This is a genomic window from Kribbella steppae, assembly GCF_004342025.1.
In the GTDB taxonomy this organism is placed as follows: domain Bacteria; phylum Actinomycetota; class Actinomycetes; order Propionibacteriales; family Kribbellaceae; genus Kribbella; species Kribbella steppae.
Map to the genome: position 1 here is coordinate 24,187 of NZ_SLWN01000019.1, position 21,764 is coordinate 45,950.

The 21,764-nt window shown below is 68.8% G+C and carries 21 protein-coding genes; 15 read left to right on the forward strand and 6 right to left on the reverse strand.

Annotation, left to right across the window (positions count from 1 at the left end):
- Positions 1–26 precede the first annotated feature (26 nt).
- Positions 27–2,930: an ATP-binding protein gene (locus EV652_RS38645; RefSeq protein ID WP_132214971.1), complete on the forward strand. Its 2,904-nt coding sequence runs from the start codon at positions 27–29 to the stop codon at positions 2,928–2,930.
- Positions 2,931–2,959: 29 nt separating this feature from the next.
- Complete coding sequence (locus tag EV652_RS38650; RefSeq protein WP_132214973.1) at positions 2,960–3,304, forward strand: hypothetical protein; 345 nt, start codon at positions 2,960–2,962, stop codon at positions 3,302–3,304.
- Here the strand turns inward: EV652_RS38650 and EV652_RS38655 are convergent.
- Positions 3,301–3,861, reverse strand: a complete 561-nt coding sequence (locus tag EV652_RS38655) for a dihydrofolate reductase family protein (RefSeq protein ID WP_132214975.1) — start codon at positions 3,859–3,861, stop codon at positions 3,301–3,303. The genes EV652_RS38650 and EV652_RS38655 overlap by 4 nt on opposite strands.
- 64 nt (positions 3,862–3,925) lie before the next feature.
- Entirely contained in the window at positions 3,926–4,774 is an 849-nt protein-coding gene (locus tag EV652_RS38660; RefSeq protein ID WP_242002267.1) for a nitroreductase/quinone reductase family protein, read from the reverse strand.
- Positions 4,775–4,840: 66 nt separating this feature from the next.
- On the opposite strand from EV652_RS38660, the gene EV652_RS38665 reads away from it, so the two are divergent.
- Positions 4,841–5,272 (forward strand): MarR family winged helix-turn-helix transcriptional regulator, encoded by a 432-nt coding sequence (locus EV652_RS38665; protein WP_132214977.1) that lies wholly within the window; start codon positions 4,841–4,843, stop codon positions 5,270–5,272.
- Positions 5,273–5,341: 69 nt separating this feature from the next.
- On the opposite strand, the gene EV652_RS38670 is transcribed toward EV652_RS38665, so the two are convergent.
- Complete coding sequence (locus tag EV652_RS38670; RefSeq protein WP_242002268.1) at positions 5,342–5,728, reverse strand: MerR family transcriptional regulator; 387 nt, start codon at positions 5,726–5,728, stop codon at positions 5,342–5,344.
- Between the two features lie 67 nt (positions 5,729–5,795).
- On the opposite strand from EV652_RS38670, the gene EV652_RS38675 reads away from it, so the two are divergent.
- Positions 5,796–6,959, forward strand: coding sequence for an acyl-CoA dehydrogenase family protein (locus EV652_RS38675; protein WP_132214981.1), 1,164 nt, complete (start codon positions 5,796–5,798; stop codon positions 6,957–6,959).
- 33 nt (positions 6,960–6,992) lie between these two features.
- Entirely contained in the window at positions 6,993–8,522 is a 1,530-nt protein-coding gene (locus EV652_RS38680; RefSeq protein ID WP_132214983.1) for an acyl-CoA carboxylase subunit beta, read from the forward strand.
- A gap of 1 nt (position 8,523) precedes the next feature.
- On the opposite strand, the gene EV652_RS38685 is transcribed toward EV652_RS38680, so the two are convergent.
- Positions 8,524–9,684 carry an SMI1/KNR4 family protein gene (locus EV652_RS38685; RefSeq protein WP_132214985.1) on the reverse strand — a complete coding sequence of 387 codons (1,161 nt, stop codon included), beginning with the start codon at positions 9,682–9,684 and terminating at the stop codon, positions 8,524–8,526.
- Between the two features lie 208 nt (positions 9,685–9,892).
- Here EV652_RS38685 and EV652_RS38690 point away from each other — a divergent pair, with 208 nt between their 5' ends.
- Together EV652_RS38690 and EV652_RS38695 are read left to right on the forward strand one after the other, a co-directional pair.
- Complete coding sequence (locus EV652_RS38690; protein WP_132214987.1) at positions 9,893–10,666, forward strand: HpcH/HpaI aldolase family protein; 774 nt, start codon at positions 9,893–9,895, stop codon at positions 10,664–10,666.
- Positions 10,667–10,727: 61 nt separating this feature from the next.
- Positions 10,728–11,423 carry a maleylpyruvate isomerase N-terminal domain-containing protein gene (locus tag EV652_RS38695; RefSeq protein ID WP_132214989.1) on the forward strand — a complete coding sequence of 232 codons (696 nt, stop codon included), beginning with the start codon at positions 10,728–10,730 and terminating at the stop codon, positions 11,421–11,423.
- A gap of 69 nt (positions 11,424–11,492) precedes the next feature.
- On the opposite strand, the gene EV652_RS38700 is transcribed toward EV652_RS38695, so the two are convergent.
- Positions 11,493–12,566, reverse strand: a complete 1,074-nt coding sequence (locus tag EV652_RS38700; RefSeq protein ID WP_132214991.1) for a CobW family GTP-binding protein — start codon at positions 12,564–12,566, stop codon at positions 11,493–11,495.
- Between the two features lie 213 nt (positions 12,567–12,779).
- On the opposite strand from EV652_RS38700, the gene EV652_RS38705 reads away from it, so the two are divergent.
- From EV652_RS38705 to EV652_RS38740, 8 genes are all read left to right on the forward strand, one after another.
- Positions 12,780–13,667 (forward strand): helix-turn-helix domain-containing protein, encoded by an 888-nt coding sequence (locus EV652_RS38705; protein ID WP_242002269.1) that lies wholly within the window; start codon positions 12,780–12,782, stop codon positions 13,665–13,667.
- Positions 13,668–13,800: 133 nt separating this feature from the next.
- Positions 13,801–15,483 carry a proprotein convertase P-domain-containing protein gene (locus EV652_RS38710; RefSeq protein ID WP_132214993.1) on the forward strand — a complete coding sequence of 561 codons (1,683 nt, stop codon included), beginning with the start codon at positions 13,801–13,803 and terminating at the stop codon, positions 15,481–15,483.
- 159 nt (positions 15,484–15,642) lie between these two features.
- Complete coding sequence (locus tag EV652_RS38715) at positions 15,643–16,854, forward strand: GNAT family N-acetyltransferase (RefSeq protein ID WP_132214995.1); 1,212 nt, start codon at positions 15,643–15,645, stop codon at positions 16,852–16,854.
- A 17-nt stretch (positions 16,855–16,871) separates the two neighbouring features.
- Entirely contained in the window at positions 16,872–17,600 is a 729-nt protein-coding gene (locus EV652_RS38720; RefSeq protein WP_132214997.1) for a DUF4129 domain-containing protein, read from the forward strand.
- Positions 17,597–18,199 (forward strand): hypothetical protein, encoded by a 603-nt coding sequence (locus EV652_RS38725; RefSeq protein ID WP_242002270.1) that lies wholly within the window; start codon positions 17,597–17,599, stop codon positions 18,197–18,199. The genes EV652_RS38720 and EV652_RS38725 overlap by 4 nt, the downstream gene beginning before the upstream one ends.
- A 51-nt stretch (positions 18,200–18,250) precedes the next feature.
- Positions 18,251–19,243: an AAA family ATPase gene (locus EV652_RS38730; RefSeq protein WP_132215223.1), complete on the forward strand. Its 993-nt coding sequence runs from the start codon at positions 18,251–18,253 to the stop codon at positions 19,241–19,243.
- Positions 19,244–19,262: 19 nt separating this feature from the next.
- Complete coding sequence (locus tag EV652_RS38735) at positions 19,263–20,564, forward strand: DUF58 domain-containing protein (RefSeq protein WP_132214999.1); 1,302 nt, start codon at positions 19,263–19,265, stop codon at positions 20,562–20,564.
- A gap of 76 nt (positions 20,565–20,640) precedes the next feature.
- Positions 20,641–21,189, forward strand: coding sequence for a hypothetical protein (locus EV652_RS38740; RefSeq protein WP_132215001.1), 549 nt, complete (start codon positions 20,641–20,643; stop codon positions 21,187–21,189).
- Here the strand turns inward: EV652_RS38740 and EV652_RS38745 are convergent.
- Positions 21,186–21,740, reverse strand: a complete 555-nt coding sequence (locus EV652_RS38745; protein WP_132215003.1) for a TetR/AcrR family transcriptional regulator — start codon at positions 21,738–21,740, stop codon at positions 21,186–21,188. The genes EV652_RS38740 and EV652_RS38745 overlap by 4 nt on opposite strands.
- Positions 21,741–21,764 lie beyond the last annotated feature (24 nt).

Here is a 21,764-nt window from a genome sequence, read left to right on the forward strand (position 1 = left end):
CGGCCGTCCTCCAGTACAGTCAGCTCATGGCACTGCGGCCGGCTGCGGGGCTGGTTGGTCGAGACCGTGAGCTCGATGTCATCGGCGAGCTACTGCGGGCGCTGCAGCGCGGCGCCGCGGCAACGCTACTGGTCGAAGGTGAGGCCGGGGTCGGCAAGACCCGTCTGGTCCAGGCCCTTGCCGACCTGGCGCATGCCGAGGGTCTGACCGTCCTTCGCGGGAATGCGCACCCGTTCGAGCGCACGAGGCCGTTCGGCGCAGTGGCCGACGCTCTCGAGCTTCGCCGGCGTTCCTCCGACCCGCTGCGTTCGGCCATCGCCGGTCTGCTGGTCGGCGGCGCCGAGGGGCAGACCGGCGTGGACGGTACTGCCGACCTTCGCTTCCGTGTCGTGGAGGAGGTAGTCGATCTGGTCGAGACGGCGTGCGCCGAGACACCCGTCGTACTCATCCTCGAGGACCTGCACTGGGCCGACGACTCCAGTCTGCTTGCCTTCCGCTCGATCGCCCACGTCCTGAGCCATGTACCGCTGATACTGGTGGGGACCCTGCGCCCGGCGCCCCGGAGTCGGGAGCTCGACGAGCTACTCGACGATTGTGTGTCGGCGGGGGCTCGGATGGTTTCCCTGCGGTCGTTGCCGGCCCACGACGTCGAGGCGCTGGTGCAGGCTCAGCTCGGGCTTCCCCCGGGTCCGTTGCTGACCTCGATGCTCGTCAAGGCGGGCGGCAACCCGCTGTGGCTGGTTGAGATCCTCCGTTCGCTGTCGATCGAGGGATGGTTGCGGCGGAGCTCCGGGTTCGCCGAGGCGACGGCCGACGAGCTCCCGGGCTCGCTGCGAGACCTCGTGCTTCGTCGCCTCGGGTATCTCCCGACGGGGACGCTCGAACTGCTCCAGGCCGCCTCGGTGCTCGGCGATGCGGTCTCGATCCACGATCTGGCCGTCGTACGTCGCCGACCTGCCACCGAGGTGGTCGCCGACCTCGAGGAAGCGTTCAGGTCGCGGCTGCTGGACGAGCACCGCGATGCGGTCGTGTTCCGCCATCAGCTTGTCCAGCAGGCCATCTACGAAGATCTGCCGGTGCCGGCGCGACGGGCGCTGCACCGGGATGCGGCCGGTGCCTTCGCCGAGGCCGGCGCCGACCTCTCCACAGTGGCGAGTCACCTCATGCGGGGAGCTGATCGAGGCGATCTGGAGGCGGTTCGATGGCTGCGTCAGGCAGCAGCGGACGCCGCGGCTCGAGGTCCGTCCGTGACCGTGGATCTCTTGCGCCGAGCGGTGGAGTTGCTGCCACTCGGCCACCCAGACGCCGATCTCGTGACGGCCGAGCTGGCCGAGGCGTTGCAGCGGGCGGGGCTGGTCGACGAGGCGTCCGCGGTCGCCGAGGCGGTGCTCGATCGCCCGCATCGGCCGGAGGTCGACGTACCGCTGCGGCTGACGCTCGTCTCGTCCCTCTCCCTGCAGAACCGTGCGCCAGAGCTGATCGACCGGGCAGAGTCGGCGCTGCAGTCCTCGGTACTGCGGCCTTCGGACCAGGCACTCGTGCTGACCCAGGCCAGCTACGGCCGCACGTTCTCGGGCGACTTCGTCGGAGCTGAGCAGACCGCTCGGCGGGCGTTCGGAATCGCCGAGAGTGCCGGCAGCGTGGAAATGATCGTCTGGAGCCTCGCGGCGCTGTCGGTCGCGGTCAAGGCGCAAGGTCGCTACTCCGAAGCGCTCGAGTCGACCCAGCGGGCCCTCGCCCTGACCTTCGATCCTGTCGACCACGGGGCCCGGCTCCGGCACCCGCACTTCTTCCACGGTATGGCTCTCGCCGACTCCGACCGCTTGGGTGAAGCGCGGTCGGCGTACCTGCGCGCCATCGAGGAGTCCGAGGAGTTCGGCTCGGCATGGCTCCTCACCGACATGTTCCTGCTGGCTGCCGAGGAGCGCTTCCTGGTCGGCGAGTGGGACGACGCCGCCGCCGAGCTCGAGTCGGGCGTTCGGCTGGCCCAGCAGCACGGCCAGCGGATCTCGATCAACCAGTCGAAGGCTTATCAGGCGGTGATGGCCATGGCCCGGGGCGACGTTGCCGGGGCGAGGTCCGCGTTGGCCGACGTCGAAGAACAGTTGACGGCCGACCAACCGTCGTACGGCGTCGAGCTGGTTGGTTTTGCGGCGTCGATGGTCGCCGAGGCTGAGGGCGAGCCGGCTCGGGCGCACGACATGCTGCTCCGATGCTGGAACCGCGACGTCGAGCGGGAGGTCCGCTACTACCACCGCTACCTGGCCCCGCCGCTCGTGCGGCTCAGCCTGGCGCTCGATCACGGTGACCTGGCCCGCCGGGTCGTCGAAGCGGTCGAGGCGGGAGCCATCCTCGCACCGGACGTCGCGAGCGTGCAGGCTGCGGCGCAGCGGTGCCGGGGCCTCCTCGACGACGATCCCGCGCCGTTGCTCCAAGCGGTCGAGCTGGCGCGCCGTAGCGATCGTCTGCTCGATCACGCCGGTGCGTGTGAGGACGCGGCGTCCGTGGTGGCCAGGTCGGGCCACGAAAGTGACGCGAAGGATCTCCTCTCGGAGGCCCAATCGCGGTATGACACCGTGGACGCCACAGCGTGGCTCGCCCGGGTGGGCGCCGGCCTACGTCACCTCGGTGTCAGGCAAGGCGCACGGGGACCGCGCCGTAGGCCTGACGCCGGTTGGGACAGCCTCACGCCGAGCGAGTTGGCCGTATCGCGGTTGGTGGCGGAAGGACTGACAAACCGCGAGGTCGGCCGACGACTGCACATCTCGCCCCACACCGTGAACACCCATCTGCGGCACGTGTTCCAGAAGCTCTCGGTGTCAACGCGGGCGGAGTTGGCGGGCAAGGTCGCCCGCAGTTCGGCCGGGGGCAACGAGATCACGCATTCGAGCGATGTCTCTCCCGGGCCGGACGTCGAGGCTGGGCACTGACCAACACTTTCACCAGAAGGGTCGGACCCATGCACACGATCGGATTCATCGCCCCGCTGCTGCCAGGCAAGACCGAGACGGATCGCTCGGCCATGATTTCGTGCCGGCGCGGGGAGCGGAAGGACGATTACGAACTCTCGCGCCGCCGTCTCGGAATCACCAGAGAAGCGATCTTCATCCAGAACACGCCGAACGGCGACGTCGCGGTCGTCTACTGGGAAGCACACGATGTCGAGGCCGCCCTCAAAGGCATGGCGACGTCGGAGGACCCGTTCGACCGCTGGTTCCGCGACCACGTGCGGGAGGTCCACGGCATCAACGTCGAGGACGGCTTCCCGCCACCCGAGCAGGTGCTCGACTACCGCGCCCCCTAACTGCCCGCTGTCGGCCGGTAGGTGCAGATCACGACGCCGGTAGTGGTCGCCTCGGTGTGGTCGAGTTCGAAGGGCTGGTGACGGTCTTCGAACAGGCGGTGTCCGCTGCCGAGGACGAGGGGGTGGATCAGCAGGATGTACTCGTCGATCAGGTGGGGGATGGAGCGGACGAGTTCGCCGCTGCCGAGGACGACCAGGTCCTGATCGCGCTTGAGCGTCGGGACGTCGTCGATGGTGATGACGTGGGAGTTGACCCAGTCGGGGTCGTGCACCGTGGACGAGACGACGTACTTCTGCTGGTTGTTGAGTGCCTCGGTGTAGGGGTTGTCGGGTTGCTTCGGCCAGAAGTCGGCGAACTGTTCGTAGGTACGGCGGCCCAGCAGCATGCCGTCCGTGGGCCGGGCGAGACCGCCGAGGACCCGGCCCATCGCGTCATGGCGGTACGGCGCAGCCCAGCCGCCGTACGGGAAGTCGCCGCGCAGGTCCTCATCCGGCAACCCAGGCGCCTGCATCACTCCGTCCAGCGTCAGGTTGCACACAACGGTGATCTGACCCATGACTGCCTCCTTCAGTAGGTGTCTTCTCACCCCCTACACGAACGCGGCGACGGCAGATCGACAGTCAGGCGGCGTCGAGGGCTGGGCCGAGATGGGCTTCTTCGTAGGTGTAGTGGGCCTCCAGTTCGGCGGCCAGGTGGTGGAGGTCGCCCCGCAGGTGTACGGCGACCTCGCGCGAAGGTGCTGTGGTCAGCTGGTCCAGCGTCTCGGTGAGCCGGGTGTTGAGGGCGGCCACGGCTTCGTGTTCGCGAGTCAGGCGGTCGAGGGCGGGCTTCAGTTCAGGGAAGTCCGCTGCTAGCTGGGGGAACACGCCGTCCTCGCGGGTGTGGTGGGCGTGGAGGGCGCCGCAGAAGGTGAGGCAGTGGCGTTGGAGTTCGCTGGTTGACTCGGGGAGTTCGCCGTCGCCGGCGAGGTAGGCGTCGACTGCTGCCAGTGTGTCGGCCAGTTGCTTGCGGAGGCCGGCGTGGATCTCCTTCAGTTGCGCGGTTGCGGCGCCGACGCGCGCCGGGGTGAGGGCGACGACCTGGATCACGCGTGACGTGTTCTGTTGGTAGGCGGCGAAGGCGGGATCGCGGGTGGCCTGTTCGTCGTACAGGCGGTCGCGTTCGGCGCCGATGATTTCGGTGGCGATGGCGTCGTACCTGGTGTCGCCGATCTCGACGGTGACGGTCGGGTTGGCGCGGAGGTTGTGCAGCCAGGCAGGTGACCGCGGCCGGCCCGCGTTCGAGGCGAAGATGATCAAGCGGCCGGCGTCCTCGGCGTACACGGTCGGGGTGGTGCTCGGACGGCCCGAGCGGGCGCCCGTGGTGGTCAGCAGCAGTAGCTTCGCGTCCTTGAACATGCCGCCGAGCGCGACCGTGACGCGACCGGTGTTGGCCCGGAACTCGTCGATGACCTCACGATTGGGATCCACGCGGTTACCCTTCACTCTGCCTAGATGATTTAGCTTTGCAAGCAAAATAGTTTTGAGGACAAAGGTATGTCAAGTGTCGATGACAGCATCCGCACGTTGTTGCTGCTCATGCCGCGGATGGTGGGGCGGACGAAGCGGATGAAGGTGCCGGACGAGTTGGCCGGCCTGAATCTCGCGCCGCGGCACCTGAGTCTCTTCGCCTACCTGCTGTTCGACGGCCCGCTCGGCGTCAACGACCTGGCCGAACGTCTCGAGGTGACCCCCGCCACCGTCAGCCTCATGGTCGGCGAACTCACCCGCAAAGGCATCCTCGACCGCCGCGAAGACCCCACCGATCGCCGCCGCGCCATCGTCACGCTGTCCGACGCCCACCGCCCGTCGATCGACACCTGGCTGGCCCGAAGTGCCCAAGCCTGGCGCCAAGCCCTAGAACCCCTCACCGACAAAGAACGAGCCCTCTTCGTCAACACCCTGAAGGCCTACGAGGACGCTCTCTGAGATCGAGTCGTGGATTTCTGCTCTCTCTCGATCGCCTGTCGAGCACCGAAATCCACGACTCGGTGAAGCTCAGCGGGAGCGCAAGGCCTCGAGGTCGGCGTGGCAGCGGGCTTCGACCTCAGCCAGCTCGAGGAGGGTCTCTTCGATGTCGCGGCGGCGTTGTTCGAGGTCGGCTCGGCGGGTGGTGATCTGGTCGAGGAGGTAGGCGAGTTGGCCCTCTTCGCCGGGCTCGGCGTCGTACATGTCGACGATGGTGGCGATCTCGTCCAGGGAGAAGCCGAGGCGTTTGCCGCGCAGGATCAGGCCGAGGCGAACCTTGTCGCGGGGGTGGTACACGCGCACGGTGCCGCGGCGCTCGGGGGTGAGCAGGCCGCGGTCCTCGTAGAACCGGATGGTGCGCAGGGTGACGTCGTACTCGGCGGCCAGTTCGGCGATCGACCAAGTTTGCGTGGGCACCCGGATATTGTGCACACACCCCAGCGTGCTTTACGTTTACGTAAGCGTCAAGCACAGGGAGTGCGTCATGTTCGAACTGTCCGAAGAGCACCGCGAGTTCCGCCACAGCGTGCGCGACTTCGCCGAGGCGGAGATCGCCCCGCACGCCGCGGAGTGGGACCGCAAGCACTACTTCCCGGTGGAGGTCGTGCAGAAGATGGGCCGGCTGGGGCTGTTCGGGCTGACCGCCCCGGAGGAGTACGGCGGCTCCGGCGGCGACTTCACCAGTCTGTGCGTGGCGATCGAGGAGATCTCCCGCGTCGACCAGTCGATGGGGATCACCCTGGAGGCCGCGGTCGGGCTCGGGATCAACCCGATCCTCACCTTCGGCACGGACGAGCAGAAGCAGCAGTGGCTGCCGGACCTGGTAGCCGGGCGGACGCTGGCCGGGTTCGGGCTGACCGAGCCTGAGTCGGGCTCGGACGCCGGCGCGACGAAGACCCGGGCCGTGCTCGACGGGGACGAGTGGGTGATCGACGGTTCGAAGCAGTTCATCACCAACTCCGGGTCCAGCATCACCTCCTGTGTGACGGTCACCGCGCGGACCGGCGAGAAGCCGGACGGGAAGGCGGAGATCTCCACGATCATCGTTCCGAGTGGTACGGCGGGCTTCGTGGCCGAAGCGGCGTACGACAAGCTCGGCTGGCACGCCTCCGACACGCACCCGCTGTCCTTCAGCGGCTGCCGGGTGCCCGCGTCGAACCTGCTCGGCGAGCGGGGCAAGGGTTTCGGGCAGTTCCTCGCCACCCTGGACGACGGGCGGGTCGCGATCGCGGCCGTCGCGCTCGGCTGCATCCGGGCGTGCCTGGAGCTGTCGGTCCAGTACGCCGGTGAGCGCAAGACCTTCGGGGTGCCGATCGGGCGCAAGCAGGGCGTCGCGTTCCAGATCGCCGATCTGTTGGTGATGGCCGACGCCGCCGAGCTGCTGGTCTACCGGGCGGCGTCGCTGAAGGACGCGGGCGCGCCGATGCAGGAGTTCAAGCAGGCGGCGTCGGTGGCGAAGCTGTACGCGACGGAGTCCGCGGTGACCGCGACCCGGATCGCGACCCAGGTGTTCGGCGGCTACGGCTTCATGGAGGAGTACCCGGTGACCCGGTTCTACCGGGACGCCAAGATCCTCGAGATCGGCGAGGGTACTTCGGAGGTCCAGCGGATGCTGATCGCCCGGAGCCTCGGGCTCCCGGTGGAATGATGGCCTCGCGACCGGGAGTGTCAGGATGACGGTATGACCCACGATCACTGGACCGAGGTCAAGGTTGCCCGTGAGGCGACTCTGGCGCCGCCGGAGAAGGCCGCGGCCAAGCTCGCGTCGCAGCACAAGCTCTACGTCCGCGACCGGATCGCGCTGCTGGTCGACGAGGGCAGTTTCATCGAGGACGCGCAGTTGGCGAACGCGCTGAACGCGGGCCTGCCCGCCGACGGTGTGGTCACCGGCCGCGCGCTGGTCGACGGCCGGCCGGCGCTGATCGTCGCCAACGACCCGACCGTGAAGGCGGGGTCGTGGGGTGCCCGGACGGTGGAGAAGATCGTCCGGATCACCGAGGTGGCGATCCGCGACGAGCTGCCGGTGTTCTGGCTGATCGACTCCGCCGGTGCGCGGATCACCGACCAGGTGCAGTTGTTCCCCGGCCGTCGCGGTGCCGGGCGGATCTTCCACAACCAGGTCGCGCTGTCCGGCAAGGTGCCGCAGATCTGCTGCCTGTTCGGCCCGTCGGCTGCCGGTGGTGCCTACATCCCGGCGTTCTGCGACCTGGTGATCATGGTCGACGGCAACGCCTCGATGTACCTGGGCTCGCCGAGGATGGCCGAGATGGTGGTCGGCGAGAAGGTGACGCTGGAGGAGATGGGCGGCGCCCGGATGCACACGAGCGTGTCCGGCTGCGGTGACCTGCTCGCGGCCGACGACGCCGAGGCGATCGAGCTGGCGAAGCAGTACTTCTCCTACCTGCCCGGTTCGTGGCAGTCGAGGCCACCGTCGTACGACGCCTCGCCGCCGGCCCGCGATTTCACCCGTGATCTGGTGCCGGCCGAGGAGAGTGTCGGGTTCGACATCCACGACGTGATCGACGCCGTCGTCGACGCTGACACGTTCTTCGAGCTCAAGCCGTCGTACGCGCCGGAACTCGTCACCGGGTTCGGGCTGCTCGCCGGGCAGGTGGTCGGGATCGTGGCGAACCAGCCGGCCGTCAAGGGCGGTGTGCTGTTCGTCGACTCGGCGGACAAGGCCGCGCGGTTCATCTGGCTGTGCGACGCGTTCAACGTGCCGCTGGTGTACCTGTGCGACGTACCGGGGTTCATGATCGGCAGCGAGGTCGAGCGGGCCGGGATCATCCGGCACGGCGCGAAGATGATCACCGCGGTGTCGGAGGCGACCGTGCCGACGGTGTCGGTGATCGTGCGCAAGGCGTACGGCGCTGGGCTCTACGCGATGTGTGGACCCGGCTTCGCACCGGATGCGTGTGTCGCCCTGCCGACCGCGAAGATCGCGGTGATGGGTCCGGAGGCGGCGATCAACGCCGTGTACTACAACAAGATCCAGGAGATCGCCGACGAGACCGAGCGGGTCGAGTACGTCTCCCGTCTGCGCGAGGAGTACGAGACCGATATCGACATCCTCCGGCTGGCCGCCGACCTGGTCATCGACGCCATCGTCGAACCGGAGGATCTCCGCGCCGACCTGATCGCCCGCCTGGCCGCCGCCCAGTCCAAGGACCGCCACTTCAGCACCCGCCGCCACGGCGTCCCGCCGGTCTGAGTCACAGGTACGAGTCGGCGTTCCACGGTTCGAAGGTCGCGTACTCGAGCGGATCGTCGGCTTCGTCGAGTCGCTCGAACACGGTGGACACCGGCCGGCCGCGAAGCCAGGCCAGCAGGGTGTCGACCAGACCCTCGGGCAGCGGTGGTCCTTGGTCCTCTTGCCGGGGATAGATGATGACCGGCCAGTCGTCGGGATCGCCGAGCGTCAGCCAGCCGAAGACATCGCCGTCGATCGAGTCGGCGAACGGCAGGAAGCCGCCCGGCTCGGGCCAGACCGCCAGCGGCTGGAACTCCGGGTACTCGGCGCGCAGTTCGCGATAGATGTCGAGCATCTGCTCGACGAAGTCGGCGAGACCGCGGTAGCCCTTCGATCGTGATGCGTCGGAATCGCGCAGCGGTGTGACGAAGTTCAACCACGACCGCCAACTGCCGGATCCGTAGGTCTCCAGGAGCGTGACGTACTCCGCGGGGAGGCGCGTGCCGAGTCGGTCGAAGAGCCGTTCCCAGCTGTCGTCACCGAGGTACGGCGTCGTCGGTGGCGGCACGAGTCGCCGCAGTGCATCGAGGCCTTCGCCTTCGGTCAGAGCGGCCTGCCGCGAGGGGGCGACCGGTTCGGGCGGAGGTGGCGGCGTCCAGGGGCCGACGTCCGGCAGGAAGGCGGTGCGTCGCGCCGTCGGTGGCAACTGGCTGGTCCTGATGGTTGCATCGAGCATCTCGACCAGTGGCAGACCTTCGGACTGCCAGGGGTTCATCCCGGCGTTGGCGGCATCGCTGTCGTAGGCCACGACCGGCCACTGGTCAGGATCCGACGACGCCGACGTGTCCCAGAACAGATAGCCCGCCTGGCGTGTGGTGCCCCAGGCGAGCAGTCCACCGGGCTCGGGATGAAACGGCGGGGGCGTGTACGGCGGTACCGAACGGGACCAGCTCCGGCAGAGCCGATGCCTCTCCTTCAGCCAATCGCCGTAGTCGAACCGGCCTTCCTGAACACAGGGAACGTGCAGCCAGATGAACTCACCGATGTCCAGCGGCCCGCAGGCGCCCGCGAGCGTTTTGTAGTCGCTGGGGAGACCCATACCGAGCCAGGACTCGACGGCCTGCCAGTCGATCGCGACCGGCTGGTCCGCTGGGCCGGACAGGACGGTGAACGGCAGCTCCATGGTTGGCGATCCTCGCACAGCGCCGGTCTGCCGCGACGACTTCGTGCAGGAGGTTCATCCGAGGCGCACGGCGGGGAGACCGGCCGCGGCGATCAGTTCGCGGAGAAGGCGTTCCTGGGAGGGATCCTTTCGTCCACAGGGCGGTCACGCGAGCGGTTGAGCAACGACCGGTCCCGATACGGTGGGGGCAACCGTCGGAGGAGAACACGTGAGTTCGAAGGACTTCGCTGAGCGTCTTCGGGATCGGCAGAAGCTGATCGGCTATTGGGTGGTGCTGGATGCGCCGGTCGCGACTGAGCGGATCGCGCGCGTCGGGTACGACTACGTCGTGCTGGATGGACAGCATGGGCTGCTCGGGTATCAGGGTCTGCTGACCGGGTTGCTGGCTGTGGACGCGGGTGCCTCGCTCGGGAGCGGGTCGGTCGGCCTGGTGCGGGTCGAGGCGAACCACCCGACGCCGATCGGACGCGCGCTGGACGCCGGGGCGGCCGGGGTGATCGTGCCGCTGGTGGACAGTTCCGAGGACGTCACGCGAGCGGTGCAGGCAGCGAAGTACCCGCCGGCCGGTGTGCGGTCGTACGGCCCGATGCGGTCGGCGCTGCGGGTCGGTCCGGTCCCGGCCGACGCGGACGCGGCGACCGTCGTACTGGCGATGATCGAGACACCGCTCGGGCTGAAGCACGTCGCGGAGATCTGTGCGACGCGCGGTCTGGACGGGGTGTACGTCGGCCCGTCGGACCTCGGACTGTCGGTCGGGGCGCGGTTCCCGGGTGATCCGGAGGTCGCCGGGCCGTTCGAGGAGGCGGTCAAGTTGATCGCTCAGACGGCGGAGGAGGCCGGCATCGCGGCCGGTATCCACACGCCGGACGGCCAGACGGCGCAGCGGCGGCTGAGTCAGGGCTATACGTTCGCGACTGTCGCCTCCGACCTCACCCACCTGGAGGCCGTCGCCGCGTCCCACCTCGACACCGCCCGCTCGTAGGAACACACCGGAGCCTTCTCGGGTTAGGTTCGGAGAGGACCGCACACCGAGGAGGCCTGGGATGAGGGCGCCTGAGCGAGGAGCACTGCCGCTGCAGCTGGCGGCGACACTGGGCCGGACGTACGGGCGCGTGACCGAGACCGTGCAAGGCCTGAGCGATGCCGACTTCGACCGCCCGACCCGCTGCGAGGGGATGCCGGTCGGCCCGCTCCTGGTCCATCTCCTGTACGACGCCGAGCGCGCGCTGATGGCGTTCGCCAGCCCGGCCACCGCCGTACCGGACCGGGACTTCGTCACCTACTGGTTGGACTCCCCACCGGGCACAGAAGGAGACGACCAGTTCGTCCGGACCGTCGCGTCGGCGTACCGGAAACCGGCGGCTCTGGTGCAGCACTGGCGTGAGCTGTCCGAGGCCGCCGTCCGCGCCGCAACGGCCGGACTGGTGGACAAGGGCCGGCGGGTCGAGACCCAGGGACACGTGCTGCGAGCGACCGACTTCGTTGCGACGTTGGTGCTGGAGGCAACGGTGCACCACCTCGACCTGATCGTCGAGCTACCGAACGCGCTGGAGCCGGATCCCGAAGGGCTGCAGGTCGCGGCACGGACGCTGGACGGCCTGTTCGGTCCGGAAGCGTGGGACGTGATCGGCTGGGACACAACGACGTACGTCCTCAAGGCGACCGGTCGGCTCCCGCTCGACGAGGACGACCGGGACATGCTCGGCCCGCACGCGGACCGCCTCCCGTTGCTTGGCTGATATAGGTCGAGAGTCCTTCACAAGACACCTCCGGAGGTGCCAGAAGGGATCCGTTGGATTCCTTGGGAGCTAGAGCACGCCGGCGAACGGATCGTCCAGGTCCTGCCAGTTGAGGCTGGCGAGCTCGGACTCGGTCAGCAGACAGGCGTCCAGGACCGCCTGCAGCCGGGCCGGATCGAGCCCCATGCCGGTAGCGACCACTGTGCACTCGGCGAGGTGCTCGGTGTCGGACCACTCGCCGAGCATCCCGAGCGACGCGCTGTACCCCGCGGACTCCCATCGCACCCGCTGGGTCGGCCGGTTGGCCAGCCAGACCACGCCACGGCTGCGTACGACGCCGTCCACGATGTCCTCGAGTGCGTCGTTCAGCCGGGACGGGTGCAGTGGCCGGGTGGACCGCCACAGGACCGTCGTCACGCCGTCACCACTCGGCTGCACCCGGTCCGAGGCGGCGAGCTCACCGGCCCACGCCTCGGCCGCCTTGAAGTCGAACAACGCGGTCCGCGCGACCGGACCGGTCGGTACGCCGGCCGGATCGGCCGCGACGACCGTCGTACGTGGGTTCAGATGCGCCAGCAGGTTGTGCAGTCGCTCCGGGGCGGCGTTGCGGTGAGCGTTGGCGAGTACGCACACGTCGGCGTACTCGATCTGCCGCGCGGTCAGCTCGGCGACGTTACGGCGATCGGGCGGCCCGAGAGCCAGTCCACGCTCGTCGAGGAGTTCGTCGCCTGAGAGTTGCTCGACCAGCAGTACGGCGTCGACCACGCAGGTCACCGTGTCGACCGCGATCTCGGGCATCGTCGCCACCAGCGTGCTCGCCAGCGGGCGCGCCTCCATCGCCGGCGGAGCAGCCAGTACGACGTGGTCCCAGCGCTGACGCGCGACCAGGGCCTCGAGCAGCGGCAGCAGCGACTCGATCAGCTGACACGCACCGCAGTCGTCGTCCACGGTGAACTCTCCGGAGTCGATCGGACCGGACGCGTCAAGCACCCGCCAGGACAGCACGCCCCGCCCGGGCAGCTCGTCCTGGTCCACCACGACGGCCACGGTGGTGGCGTCCACCATCGCGTGCAGCACGGGTTCGCGCAGTGTCGTCGACAGGCCGACCAGCAGGGACAACGAGGTTTTCGAATGGGCGGTCATGAGGGCAGTATATGAAAACGGTTTTCATCAGTCCAGGGCCGGGGCTGGCCGACTTTCCCGTCAGACCGGGAAATTTCCCGACCTCGCGCGGAATCGGGCTCGGCGGGTGCGGCGGACAGTAGCCGGGTGCTGTTAACAGTTAAGGCGCCGAGGTCTGGCCGGGGACCGACGACCTGCTTAGGGTCCGAAGTGGGGATCGGCCGGAGGTGTGGGATGGGTGAGCGGGAGTTCGCCGACGTGTTGCGCGACGCCATACGCGCTCGGGGGCTGGGACTGGAGCGAATCCGGGAGCGGCTGCTGGCTCAAGGCGTGTCTGTCAGCCTGGCCACGTTGAGTTACTGGCAGTCCGGACGCTCACGTCCTGAGCGGCGGGACTCGCTCGCTGCTGTCGAGTTGCTGGAGTCGGTGCTCGAGGTTCCCGCCGGGACCTTGTCGGCCTCGCTGGGTCCGCCACGGCGACGTGGACGCTGGTTGACCACCGTGCCTGACCGGCCTGACGTGGCGGCGTACTGGCCACGACCCGATGCGGTCGAGGATGCGGTCAGTGGAGTGGACCTCCGGTGGGACGAGCGACTGACGCGGATCAGTCAGCACGACCGGGTCTACATCGGTCCGGACGGCGGCGAACGCTCGTACCACTCCCGTCAGGTTCTGCGCGCCGAGGCGGACGGTCCGGACCGCTGGGTGGTGATCATGCACCTCGACGAGCACGACCGCCCGCTGCCGGCGATCTGGCCGCTCCGGCACTGTCACCTGGGCCGGACGGTACGACGTCCCGCCGACGGACTGCTCGTCGCCGAACTGCTCTTCGACCGCCCGCTCCGCAAGGGCGAGACGGTGATCACCGAACACGAGCTGGTCAACGTCGCGCCGTACCCACCGGCGACGAACTACGAGCGCAAGTTCCGCCTGCCGGTACGCGAGTTCGTGCTCGAGATCTGCTTCGACCCGACGCGTCTCCCGGTGGTGTGCAGTGGCTTCTCGCAGCTGGACGACGCCGACGAGATCGTCCGGCCGGTCGACGTCACGTCCGAGGTGCATGGCGTCGTGCTGAACTTCGGACCGGGTCGCTACGGCTTCCGGTGGGGCTGGGACGAGTGAACTGTTAAACAGCCTCGCCTTCGGCTAAGCGCTGGTTCTGTTAACTGTGAAAGGGCTTCCGGCGATTCCACGCCGTCGTGCGACCTCCTACGTTCGGGTCCACCGTCCCCGCCCGAACGCAAGGAGTCCAACCATGAAACGGCATGTGAAAGCGGCGGTCCTGCTCAGTGGCGCGCTCGTCGTCATGCCCTGTCAGGCGATCGCCGCCGACGCGGAGCCACCCAGTCCGCAACAGATCTCCGCAAACCTCCCGTCGTCGCCCGGTCAAGCCGGCCGCTGGATCGCCGACGGCAAGCTGATGGTTGCTGTGGTCAACGAAGCCACCGCCGATCAGGTCCGTACGGCAGGCGGCGTACCGCAGCAGGTCGCCCGCAGTCAGGGTGAGCTGGACCGCCTGTTCGTGCAGGTGGACAAGATCGCGCGGACGCAGCGCGGTCTGCAGAGCTGGGGGATCGACCCGATTGCCAACAAGGTCGTCGTCAAGGCTCGCGGCGGCTACGGCGCATTCGCCGGGCTGGGCGACGGCGTCCAGGTCGTGCGGGTGAACACCGACTTCCGCCAGCAGGCCGGCGAGGTGAACCCGGGTGACCCGTGGTGGCCGGGCGGCGAGAGCAACTGCTCGGTCGGCTTCCCGGCGACGGATGCCCAAGGGAACAAGCACTTCCTGACGGCAGGCCACTGCACGAACGACGCGAACCAGGCGGCGTACGGCGCGAGCGGTCAATCCAGCCGGCTCGGTACGTCGAATGTCGGCGGTAGCCGCAGCGTCAACACCCGCGAAGGTGACATGGGCGTGGTCGCGATCACCGAGGCGGGCTGGACGACCTCTCCGAACGTCAACACCTGGGGTCAGCCGGCCGTCACAGTCACCGGCTCGGCTGAGGCGATCGTCGGCGAGACCGTCTGCCACAGCGGCAACACCGCGCCGAACTGGGAGTGCGGCAAGGTCACCGCGATCAACCAGACCATCGACTACGGCAACGTGGTGATCGACGGACTGACCACGAGCACCGCGTGTTCCCAGGGTGGTGACTCCGGCGGCGCCTGGCTGCGTGCTGACAAGGCCGTCGGCCTGCACTCCGGCGGCAACTCCACCTGCAGCCCCAACGAGGACAACTCAATCTTCCAGCCCGTCGGCGAGGCCCTCGCCAAGTGGAACCTCACTCTGCTGACCGACAAGCCGCCGGTTGACGACGACGAGGCGCCGACCACCCCCGGCTCCCCGCGCTCGACCGGTGCGACGTCCGACAGCATCTCGCTCACCTGGGACGCCGCGACCGACAACGTCGGTGTGACCGGGTACGACGTACTCGACGGATCAAGGGTGGTTGCGAGTGTTGCCGGTACGGCGGCGACGGTCACCGGGCTGACGGCCGATACGTCGTACAGCTTCACCGTGGTCGCGAAAGATGCTGCGGGCAACAAGTCTGCTCCGAGTGCGGCGGTGACCGCGCGGACTCAGACGGGTAGCACTGGTCGCACCTTTGGGAATGGGACCGACTACCCGATCCGGGACTTCCAGGTCGCGGTCAGTCAGGTCCGCTCGACCGCGAGCGGCCGGACGGCGAGCCCGGTCAAGGTGACGGTCGAGGGCAACCACACCTGCCTGGAGGATCTCAACATCAGCGTCGTTTCACCGAGCGGGCGCTGGTACTACCTGCAGCGGTACGGCGGTACGACGTGCCACCCGATGCCGGCCACCAAGGCGTACGACGTACCCGCCGACGAGACCGCGGCCGGGACGTGGACGCTGCGGATCGGCGACAACGGCTACGCCGACACTGGAACCCTCACCAACTGGTCGATCACGCTCTGACCCCTGCACAGGCACCGGTCGGCTCGGGGCACTGCCGGCCGGTGCCCCAGAGCCCACGCGGTACTCACAGGGAACCCATCGCGCACTGGGTGCGCATTCTTCCGGCACTTCACTGAAATCCGTGCGTGGTTTGTCTCGATCGTCTGGTAGGCAAGGGGTATGGCGATCGAGATCGGGCGGTTCGAGGGTGACTGGGACGAGCTGGTCGAGCTCGTGGACCTGGCGTTCGCTGCGCCGTGGAGCGAGGCTCAACTGGAGTCCGAGCGACGGGTGTGGGAGCCGGAGCGGAGCACGGTCGCGACCGACGAGAAACAGTTGGTCGGTCATACCGGGGCGTTCTCGCTGCGGATGACGGTGCCGGGTGCACAGATCCCGGTGGCCGGGGTGACCCTGGTCGCGGTCCGGCCGACGCACCGGCGTCGCGGCATCCTGCGGGATCTGATGCGCGCTCAGCTGACCGAGATCCATGAGGCGGGCGTCGAGCCGATCGCCGGACTGACCGCGAGCGAGCCGGTCATCTACGGCCGGTTCGGGTACGGCCTGGGCTCGGATCACCAGGAGATCGTCATCAGGAAGTGGTCCCGCGAGTTGCGGCCGGTGGCCGGCGTCGACGACGTACGGATCAGGACCGTCGCCGTACGCGAGGCCCTCGCCACGTGTGCGGCGCTGCGCAACCGGCTGGCAGCCGACCAGCCGGGGATGTTCCACCACGACGAGCGGTGGCAGGACCACATCGTCAGTGAGAACGTGACGAGCAATCCGGCGAACGCCTCGCCGCGGCGCTGCGTCGTGGCCGAGCGGAACGGCGAGGTGACCGGGTTCGCCTACTACCGGAGCAAACGCACGGACAAGGGGTTCATCGACGTCAGCCGGGTCCATGCGGAGGACCTCGCGTCGCATGTCGCTCTCTGGCGGTTCCTGCTGGAGCCGGACCTGCTGAGCGAGACGCACTACGGCAAGCTCCCGTCGGACGATCCGCTGCTGGATCTTTTGCTCGATCCCCGGGCTCCGGAGCCGATCACGCGGGACGGGCTCTGGATCCGTCCGGTCGACGTCGGCCGAGCGCTCGCCGCTCGGACGTACGCGCGGGAGATCGACGTCGTGATCGCGGTGACCGACGGCTTCCTGCCGTGGAACGAGGGCAGCTGGCATCTCGCCGGCGGGCCGGCCGGCGCGACCTGTGCGGCGACATCGCGGCCGGCTGACCTGACCATCGACGTACGGGAACTGGGGGCGGTCTACCTCGGCAAGCCGTCGTTGGTCCGGCTCGGGGCGGCGGGGCTGGTGCATGAGCACACGGCCGGAGCGCTCGCGGCCGCCTCGCAAGCGTTTTCCGCAACTCGGCTTCCGTGGCTCGACACGGGCTTCTGATCGGTTAGCCTTCCGAGATGCAGCGGAGCCGTCGGGGAGCGCTGACGCTGGTCGTCGTACTGATGCTGGGCGTCACGGCGGCCGGTTTCGTGGTGCTCGCGTCGGCCGGCGGGCCGGTCCGGCCGGTCAGCGAGAGCACGCTGCGGTCCTCGCCACGGCCGGAGCCGACCTCGACACGGTTTCCCGGCGTGCTGGAGCCGACACCGTTGCCGCCACCGCCTGGGTCGCAGATCAAGTCCCGGCCGTTCCCGGAGTGGTTGCAGGCGCTCTGGCAGGCGCTGTTCTGGCTGGCGGCCGCGGTTGTCGCCGCGTTCCTGGGATGGGTGATCTACCGGATCCTCCGCAAGGTCGAGTTGCCCCAGGCCGAGACCGAGGACACCGACTGGGAGCGGATGAAGGCCGACCGGCTCGCGGAGGCGGTCGACACCGGCCTGTCCAGGATCGACACCGGTACGGCGACCGATGCGGTGATCGCGTGCTGGGTCGCGCTCGAGGAGGCGGCCGCATCGGCCGGTGCGGCCCGTGATCCGTCGGAGACCCCGGCCGAGTTCACCGTTCGCGTTCTCGGCGTGGGAGGGATCTCCGAGCCAGAGCTCGTCCGCCTCGGCGAGCTGTATCGCGAGGCCCGCTACTCCACCCACGGCTCGAGTGAGCAGGCCCGCGCCGAGGCCCGCGCTGCTCTGCTCCGCCTCCGCGACGACCTGGCCGCCGCTCAAACCGAGGCATCCAGGGGGGTGGGTCGATGACGTCGTACAAGTGGACGCCGTTGGAGGAGTCCGCTCGACGGGCCGCACGGCCGGCCGAGAGGCAGCCGCGGGTTCGAGAGATGCTGCTGAACAAGCTGTTCGTGCAGCATGTCGGACTCACCGTGCTGGTGAGTCTGCTGCTGGTGGGAGCGTTCGGGGCCGCGGGGATGGCGCCGCGGCCGTTGTGGTTCGTCGCGGCGGCGCTCGCGATCGGGTTCGGGTCGCTGGCGGTCCGGCTGATCGTGCCGCAGGTGCTGGAGACCAACTGGCCGGCGCGGCAGGACGAGAGACTGGCCGTCCTGCGGACCCGGAGCAACGATAACCGGACCCAGTTCATCGCCACCTGGCTGCAGGAGGCTGGCCGTGAGCGCCGCGTGGGTGAGGGATCGCGGACGTTTGCTCGCCGGCTCCAGCCGCTGTTGCTGGAGCTGACGACCGACCGGCTGGTGCACCGTCACGGCGTCGACCCGGTGCGCGAGCCGGAGCGGGCTCGCGAGATCACCGGTGAGCAGTTGTGGAACCTGATCACCGGGGACGAGAAGCGCACCGCGTCCTTCGACGAGATCGAATACGCCATTCAGACCATCGAGAAGTTGTGAGGAACCGTGACTGACCCAGAACTGCACCCCAGCGCGCCGCCGAGCCAGGTCGTGCCCGAGGCGGAGGTTGGGCGGGAGTTGGGGATCGCGGAGGTTTCTGCGGTCAGCCGAGAGGTGCTGGACCGGGTGAGCGAGGCGGTGGTGGGGAAGACCGGGGCGCTGGAGTTGGTGCTGGCCGGGATCCTCGCCGGCGGGCATGTGCTGCTGGAGGACTATCCGGGGCTGGCGAAGACGCTGGCGGCGCGGTCGTTCGCGCAGGCGCTGGGGCTGGAGTTCCGGCGGGTGCAGTTCACGCCGGACCTGTTGCCGTCGGATGTGACCGGCGCCTTCGTGTACGACCAGAAGGATTCCGAGTTCGTGTTCCGGCCGGGCCCGATCTTCACCGGTCTGCTGCTGGCCGACGAGATCAACCGGACCCCACCGAAGACGCAGGCTGCGCTGCTCGAGTCGATGCAGGAGCACCAGGTCACTGTCGAAGGTCAGACGTTCCCGCTGCCCACCCCGTTCCACGTGCTCGCGACCGCGAACCCGGTCGAGTACGAAGGCACCTACCCGCTCCCCGAGGCCCAGCTCGACCGCTTCATGCTGCGGATCGGCTTCGGCTACCCGAGCGCCGAAGAGGAATGGGAGGTCCTGCGCCGCCGGATGAGCCGCCGGATGGAGGATCAGACCGTCGAGGCCGTCACCGACGCGGCCGGGCTGCTTGCCGCACAGCATGCGGTCGAGACCGTCACAGTCGACGACACCGTCGGTCAGTACTGCGTCGAGCTCGCAGCGGCGACCCGTCGCGACTCGCAGGTCCTCGTCGGTGCGTCGCCGCGCGGCTCGCTGGCGTTGTTGCTGACGGCACGTGCGTACGCCGTGATCCAGGGCCGGGACTACGTCGTACCGGAGGACGTGAAGGCGGTCGCCGTACCTGCGCTCGCGCATCGCATCACGGTCCGGCCCGAGCTCTGGCTGCACGAGGTGACCGGGGCAACCGTCGTGCGCGCGGTCCTTGGTTCGGTGCCGACCCCACCCACCGTCGTCGGCGCATCCCGGTGACTTTGCAGGGGTGTGAGTGATGAAATGGCGGCCGACGCATGCGCACATCCGGGCGGTCTGCGCGGCTGGGCTGCTGCTGTTCATTGCGGTGGTAGCCCGGCGGCCGGATGCCGCCGTACTCGGGTTGCCGTTGGCGTTCGTCGCGGTCTGGGGGCGGTACTTCCGGCCGCGTGAGCAGCCCGAGGTGCACACCGAGCTGGATACGGATGCGTTGTTCGAGGGGCAGGCAACGACGTACCGGCTGCGGGTGGCCGGGACGGTCGACCCGGATATCGACCTGATCGTGGCGGCGTTGCCGCGGGCCCAGTGGTTCCAGTACGACCCGCCGCAGGCCGCGATCGCCGAGCCGGTGACCGATGGCGTGGTGACGCTCGAGGTGGGGCTGCGGTCGAAGCGGTGGGGTATACGTGCGTTGGAGCGGCCGACCGTTGTCGCCACCTCGATGCTCGGTGCGTACCGGCTCCCTGTGACGTCGGCGCAGGAGCTCTCCGTGACCACGCTGCCGTTGCGCGAGGGCTTCGAGGCGGTTGACTCTGTACCGCGTCCGGCCGGCCTGGTCGGGCTGCACCGGTCACGGCGTCCGGGCGAGGGGACCGAGTTGGCCGGCGTACGGCCGTTCCGGACGGGTGACCGGCTGCGGCGGATCAACTGGTCCGTCTCGGCGCGCACCCGCGAGCTGCATGTCACCTCCACGTGGTCGGACCGCGACACCGAGGTGGTGATCCTGCTCGACACTGGTGGCGAAATCGGTGTCAGCGAAGGGATCGACGGACGGTCGAGCAGTCTGGACACCGGGGTCCGCGCGGCCGCGTCGATCGCCGAGCACTACCTCCGCCACGGCGACCGGGTCCGCCTGATCGACACCGGGAACCTGGTGCGCGGCGTACGGTCCGGCAGCGGTCGCGGGCATCTGCGCCGGATCCTGGATGCCTTGGTCCACGCGGATCGCCGCGGCCGCCAGCAGGACGAGCTGCAACTCGTCCGCCGGAACCGGATCAAGTCCGACAGCCTCGTCGTGGTGCTCAGCCCCCTGCTGAGACAGGTGATTCTCGGGTACATCGTGACGCTCGTGCACTCGGGATGCACAGTCATCGCCGTGGACACCCTGCCCCCGGACATTGCCTCGGTAATCGATCTCGACGAGCACGACGTCCGCGCCTGGCCGCTCGCCTGGCGGCTGCGGATGCTCGAGCGCCGTGGTGAGCTCGACCGGCTCAGCGACCTGGGCGTCCCAACCGTGCCCTGGCGCGGTGCCGGCACCCTCGACGAGGTCCTGCGGAATACGTCGCGGCTGGCCTCTGCGCCGAGGATTCGGTCATGAGCGAGCGAAGCGAGTTCATCATCAAGCACAGTCTCTCTCGTGTCTCATCGGCGCCCGGAGCGAAGCGAGAACGTCGATGAGCATCGCGGAGAGGATCAACTTGTGGCTTGCGCAGATGCGGGCCTCGGGGCGGGCTGCGGTGCTGGCGCGGCTGACCGTTGCGGCGGCGGGCGCGGTGGCGTTGCTGGTGTCGGCTGTGCAGTCGTGGGATCAGCTGGATCTGATCCCGCTGATCGCGATTCCGATGCTGGTGGCAACGATCGTGCTGCCGGACTCGCTGGCCGGGGTGTTCTTCATCGTGGTGGTCGCCCTCGGGTGGTTGAGCCGGGCGCCGGGTGAGGTGACCTGGAGTCTGGTGCTGACCGGGATCGCCTTGCTGGTGGTGCATCTGGCGACCGCGTTCACCGCACAACTCCCGTCCTACGCGCTGGTGCATCAGCAGTCGCTGCGCCGCTGGTTGGTGCCGGGGGCAATCGCCTTGCTGATCGGCCCGGTCGTTGCGGTCGCCGCCGCGCTGATCCAGGGGGCCGAGGTCCCGGGGTCCCTGCTCGTCACCGCTGCCGCGCTCGTCCTCGCCACCGCGACGATCTGGTTCGCCGCCGGTCAGAAAGTCGGCAGGGACTAGTCGGCCGGGTCCTCGCCCAGGGTTGCGTTGATCTCGTCGGCCCACGGGAGGCTGATCGCGTCCGGCCCCAGAACCTGCATGGCCGACATCACGGTCAGCAGCATGCCGGTGGAGAGGAACGCCCGGGTCTCCGCGGGTGACGCCCCGGTGACCTCGCGGACGAGCCGATAGATCCCGCCGAAGCGCTCGCGGACGACATCGCCGATCGCAGGCTCGCCACTGGCCGAGAAGCCGTGCAGGAGGACGAGCAGGAGTTCGCGCTCGGCCATCAGTTCGTTGTAGCCGTGGCCGAGGCTGGCCAGTGTCGGCTCGCGCTCCGCGGCGTTGCGGAAGGTCTGCTCGATGGTGTCGCAGACGGTCTGCACGGCGGCCAGGAAGAGCTGCTGCTTGGTGCCGAAGAGACGGATCACGTACGGCTGGGAGACTCCGGCCAGCCGGGCGATCTCGTCCGTCTTCGTGCCTGCGTACCCGGACGCGCCGAACGCCTGGACTGCCGCCTGCAGCACCTCCTCACCGCGCTCCGCCGCGGTCAACCGCACCCTCGCACCCATGCCTGTCCTTCCCATCCGTCGCCA

Bases quoted from the DNA above. Each gene is read 5' to 3' on its own strand.
- EV652_RS38645 (WP_132214971.1), top strand. From the start codon at position 27: ATGGCACTGCGGCCGGCTGCGGGGCTGGTTGGTCGAGACCGTGAGCTC.
- EV652_RS38650 (WP_132214973.1), top strand. From the start codon at position 2,960: ATGCACACGATCGGATTCATCGCCCCGCTGCTGCCAGGCAAGACCGAG.
- EV652_RS38655 (WP_132214975.1), bottom strand. From the start codon at position 3,861: ATGGGTCAGATCACCGTTGTGTGCAACCTGACGCTGGACGGAGTGATG.
- EV652_RS38665 (WP_132214977.1), top strand. From the start codon at position 4,841: ATGTCAAGTGTCGATGACAGCATCCGCACGTTGTTGCTGCTCATGCCG.
- EV652_RS38675 (WP_132214981.1), top strand. From the start codon at position 5,796: ATGTTCGAACTGTCCGAAGAGCACCGCGAGTTCCGCCACAGCGTGCGC.
- EV652_RS38680 (WP_132214983.1), top strand. From the start codon at position 6,993: ATGACCCACGATCACTGGACCGAGGTCAAGGTTGCCCGTGAGGCGACT.
- EV652_RS38685 (WP_132214985.1), bottom strand. From the start codon at position 9,684: ATGGAGCTGCCGTTCACCGTCCTGTCCGGCCCAGCGGACCAGCCGGTC.
- EV652_RS38695 (WP_132214989.1), top strand. From the start codon at position 10,728: ATGAGGGCGCCTGAGCGAGGAGCACTGCCGCTGCAGCTGGCGGCGACA.
- EV652_RS38700 (WP_132214991.1), bottom strand. From the start codon at position 12,566: ATGACCGCCCATTCGAAAACCTCGTTGTCCCTGCTGGTCGGCCTGTCG.
- EV652_RS38705 (WP_242002269.1), top strand. From the start codon at position 12,780: ATGGGTGAGCGGGAGTTCGCCGACGTGTTGCGCGACGCCATACGCGCT.
- EV652_RS38710 (WP_132214993.1), top strand. From the start codon at position 13,801: ATGAAACGGCATGTGAAAGCGGCGGTCCTGCTCAGTGGCGCGCTCGTC.
- EV652_RS38715 (WP_132214995.1), top strand. From the start codon at position 15,643: ATGGCGATCGAGATCGGGCGGTTCGAGGGTGACTGGGACGAGCTGGTC.
- EV652_RS38720 (WP_132214997.1), top strand. From the start codon at position 16,872: ATGCAGCGGAGCCGTCGGGGAGCGCTGACGCTGGTCGTCGTACTGATG.
- EV652_RS38725 (WP_242002270.1), top strand. From the start codon at position 17,597: ATGACGTCGTACAAGTGGACGCCGTTGGAGGAGTCCGCTCGACGGGCC.
- EV652_RS38735 (WP_132214999.1), top strand. From the start codon at position 19,263: ATGAAATGGCGGCCGACGCATGCGCACATCCGGGCGGTCTGCGCGGCT.
- EV652_RS38740 (WP_132215001.1), top strand. From the start codon at position 20,641: ATGAGCATCGCGGAGAGGATCAACTTGTGGCTTGCGCAGATGCGGGCC.
- EV652_RS38745 (WP_132215003.1), bottom strand. From the start codon at position 21,740: ATGGGTGCGAGGGTGCGGTTGACCGCGGCGGAGCGCGGTGAGGAGGTG.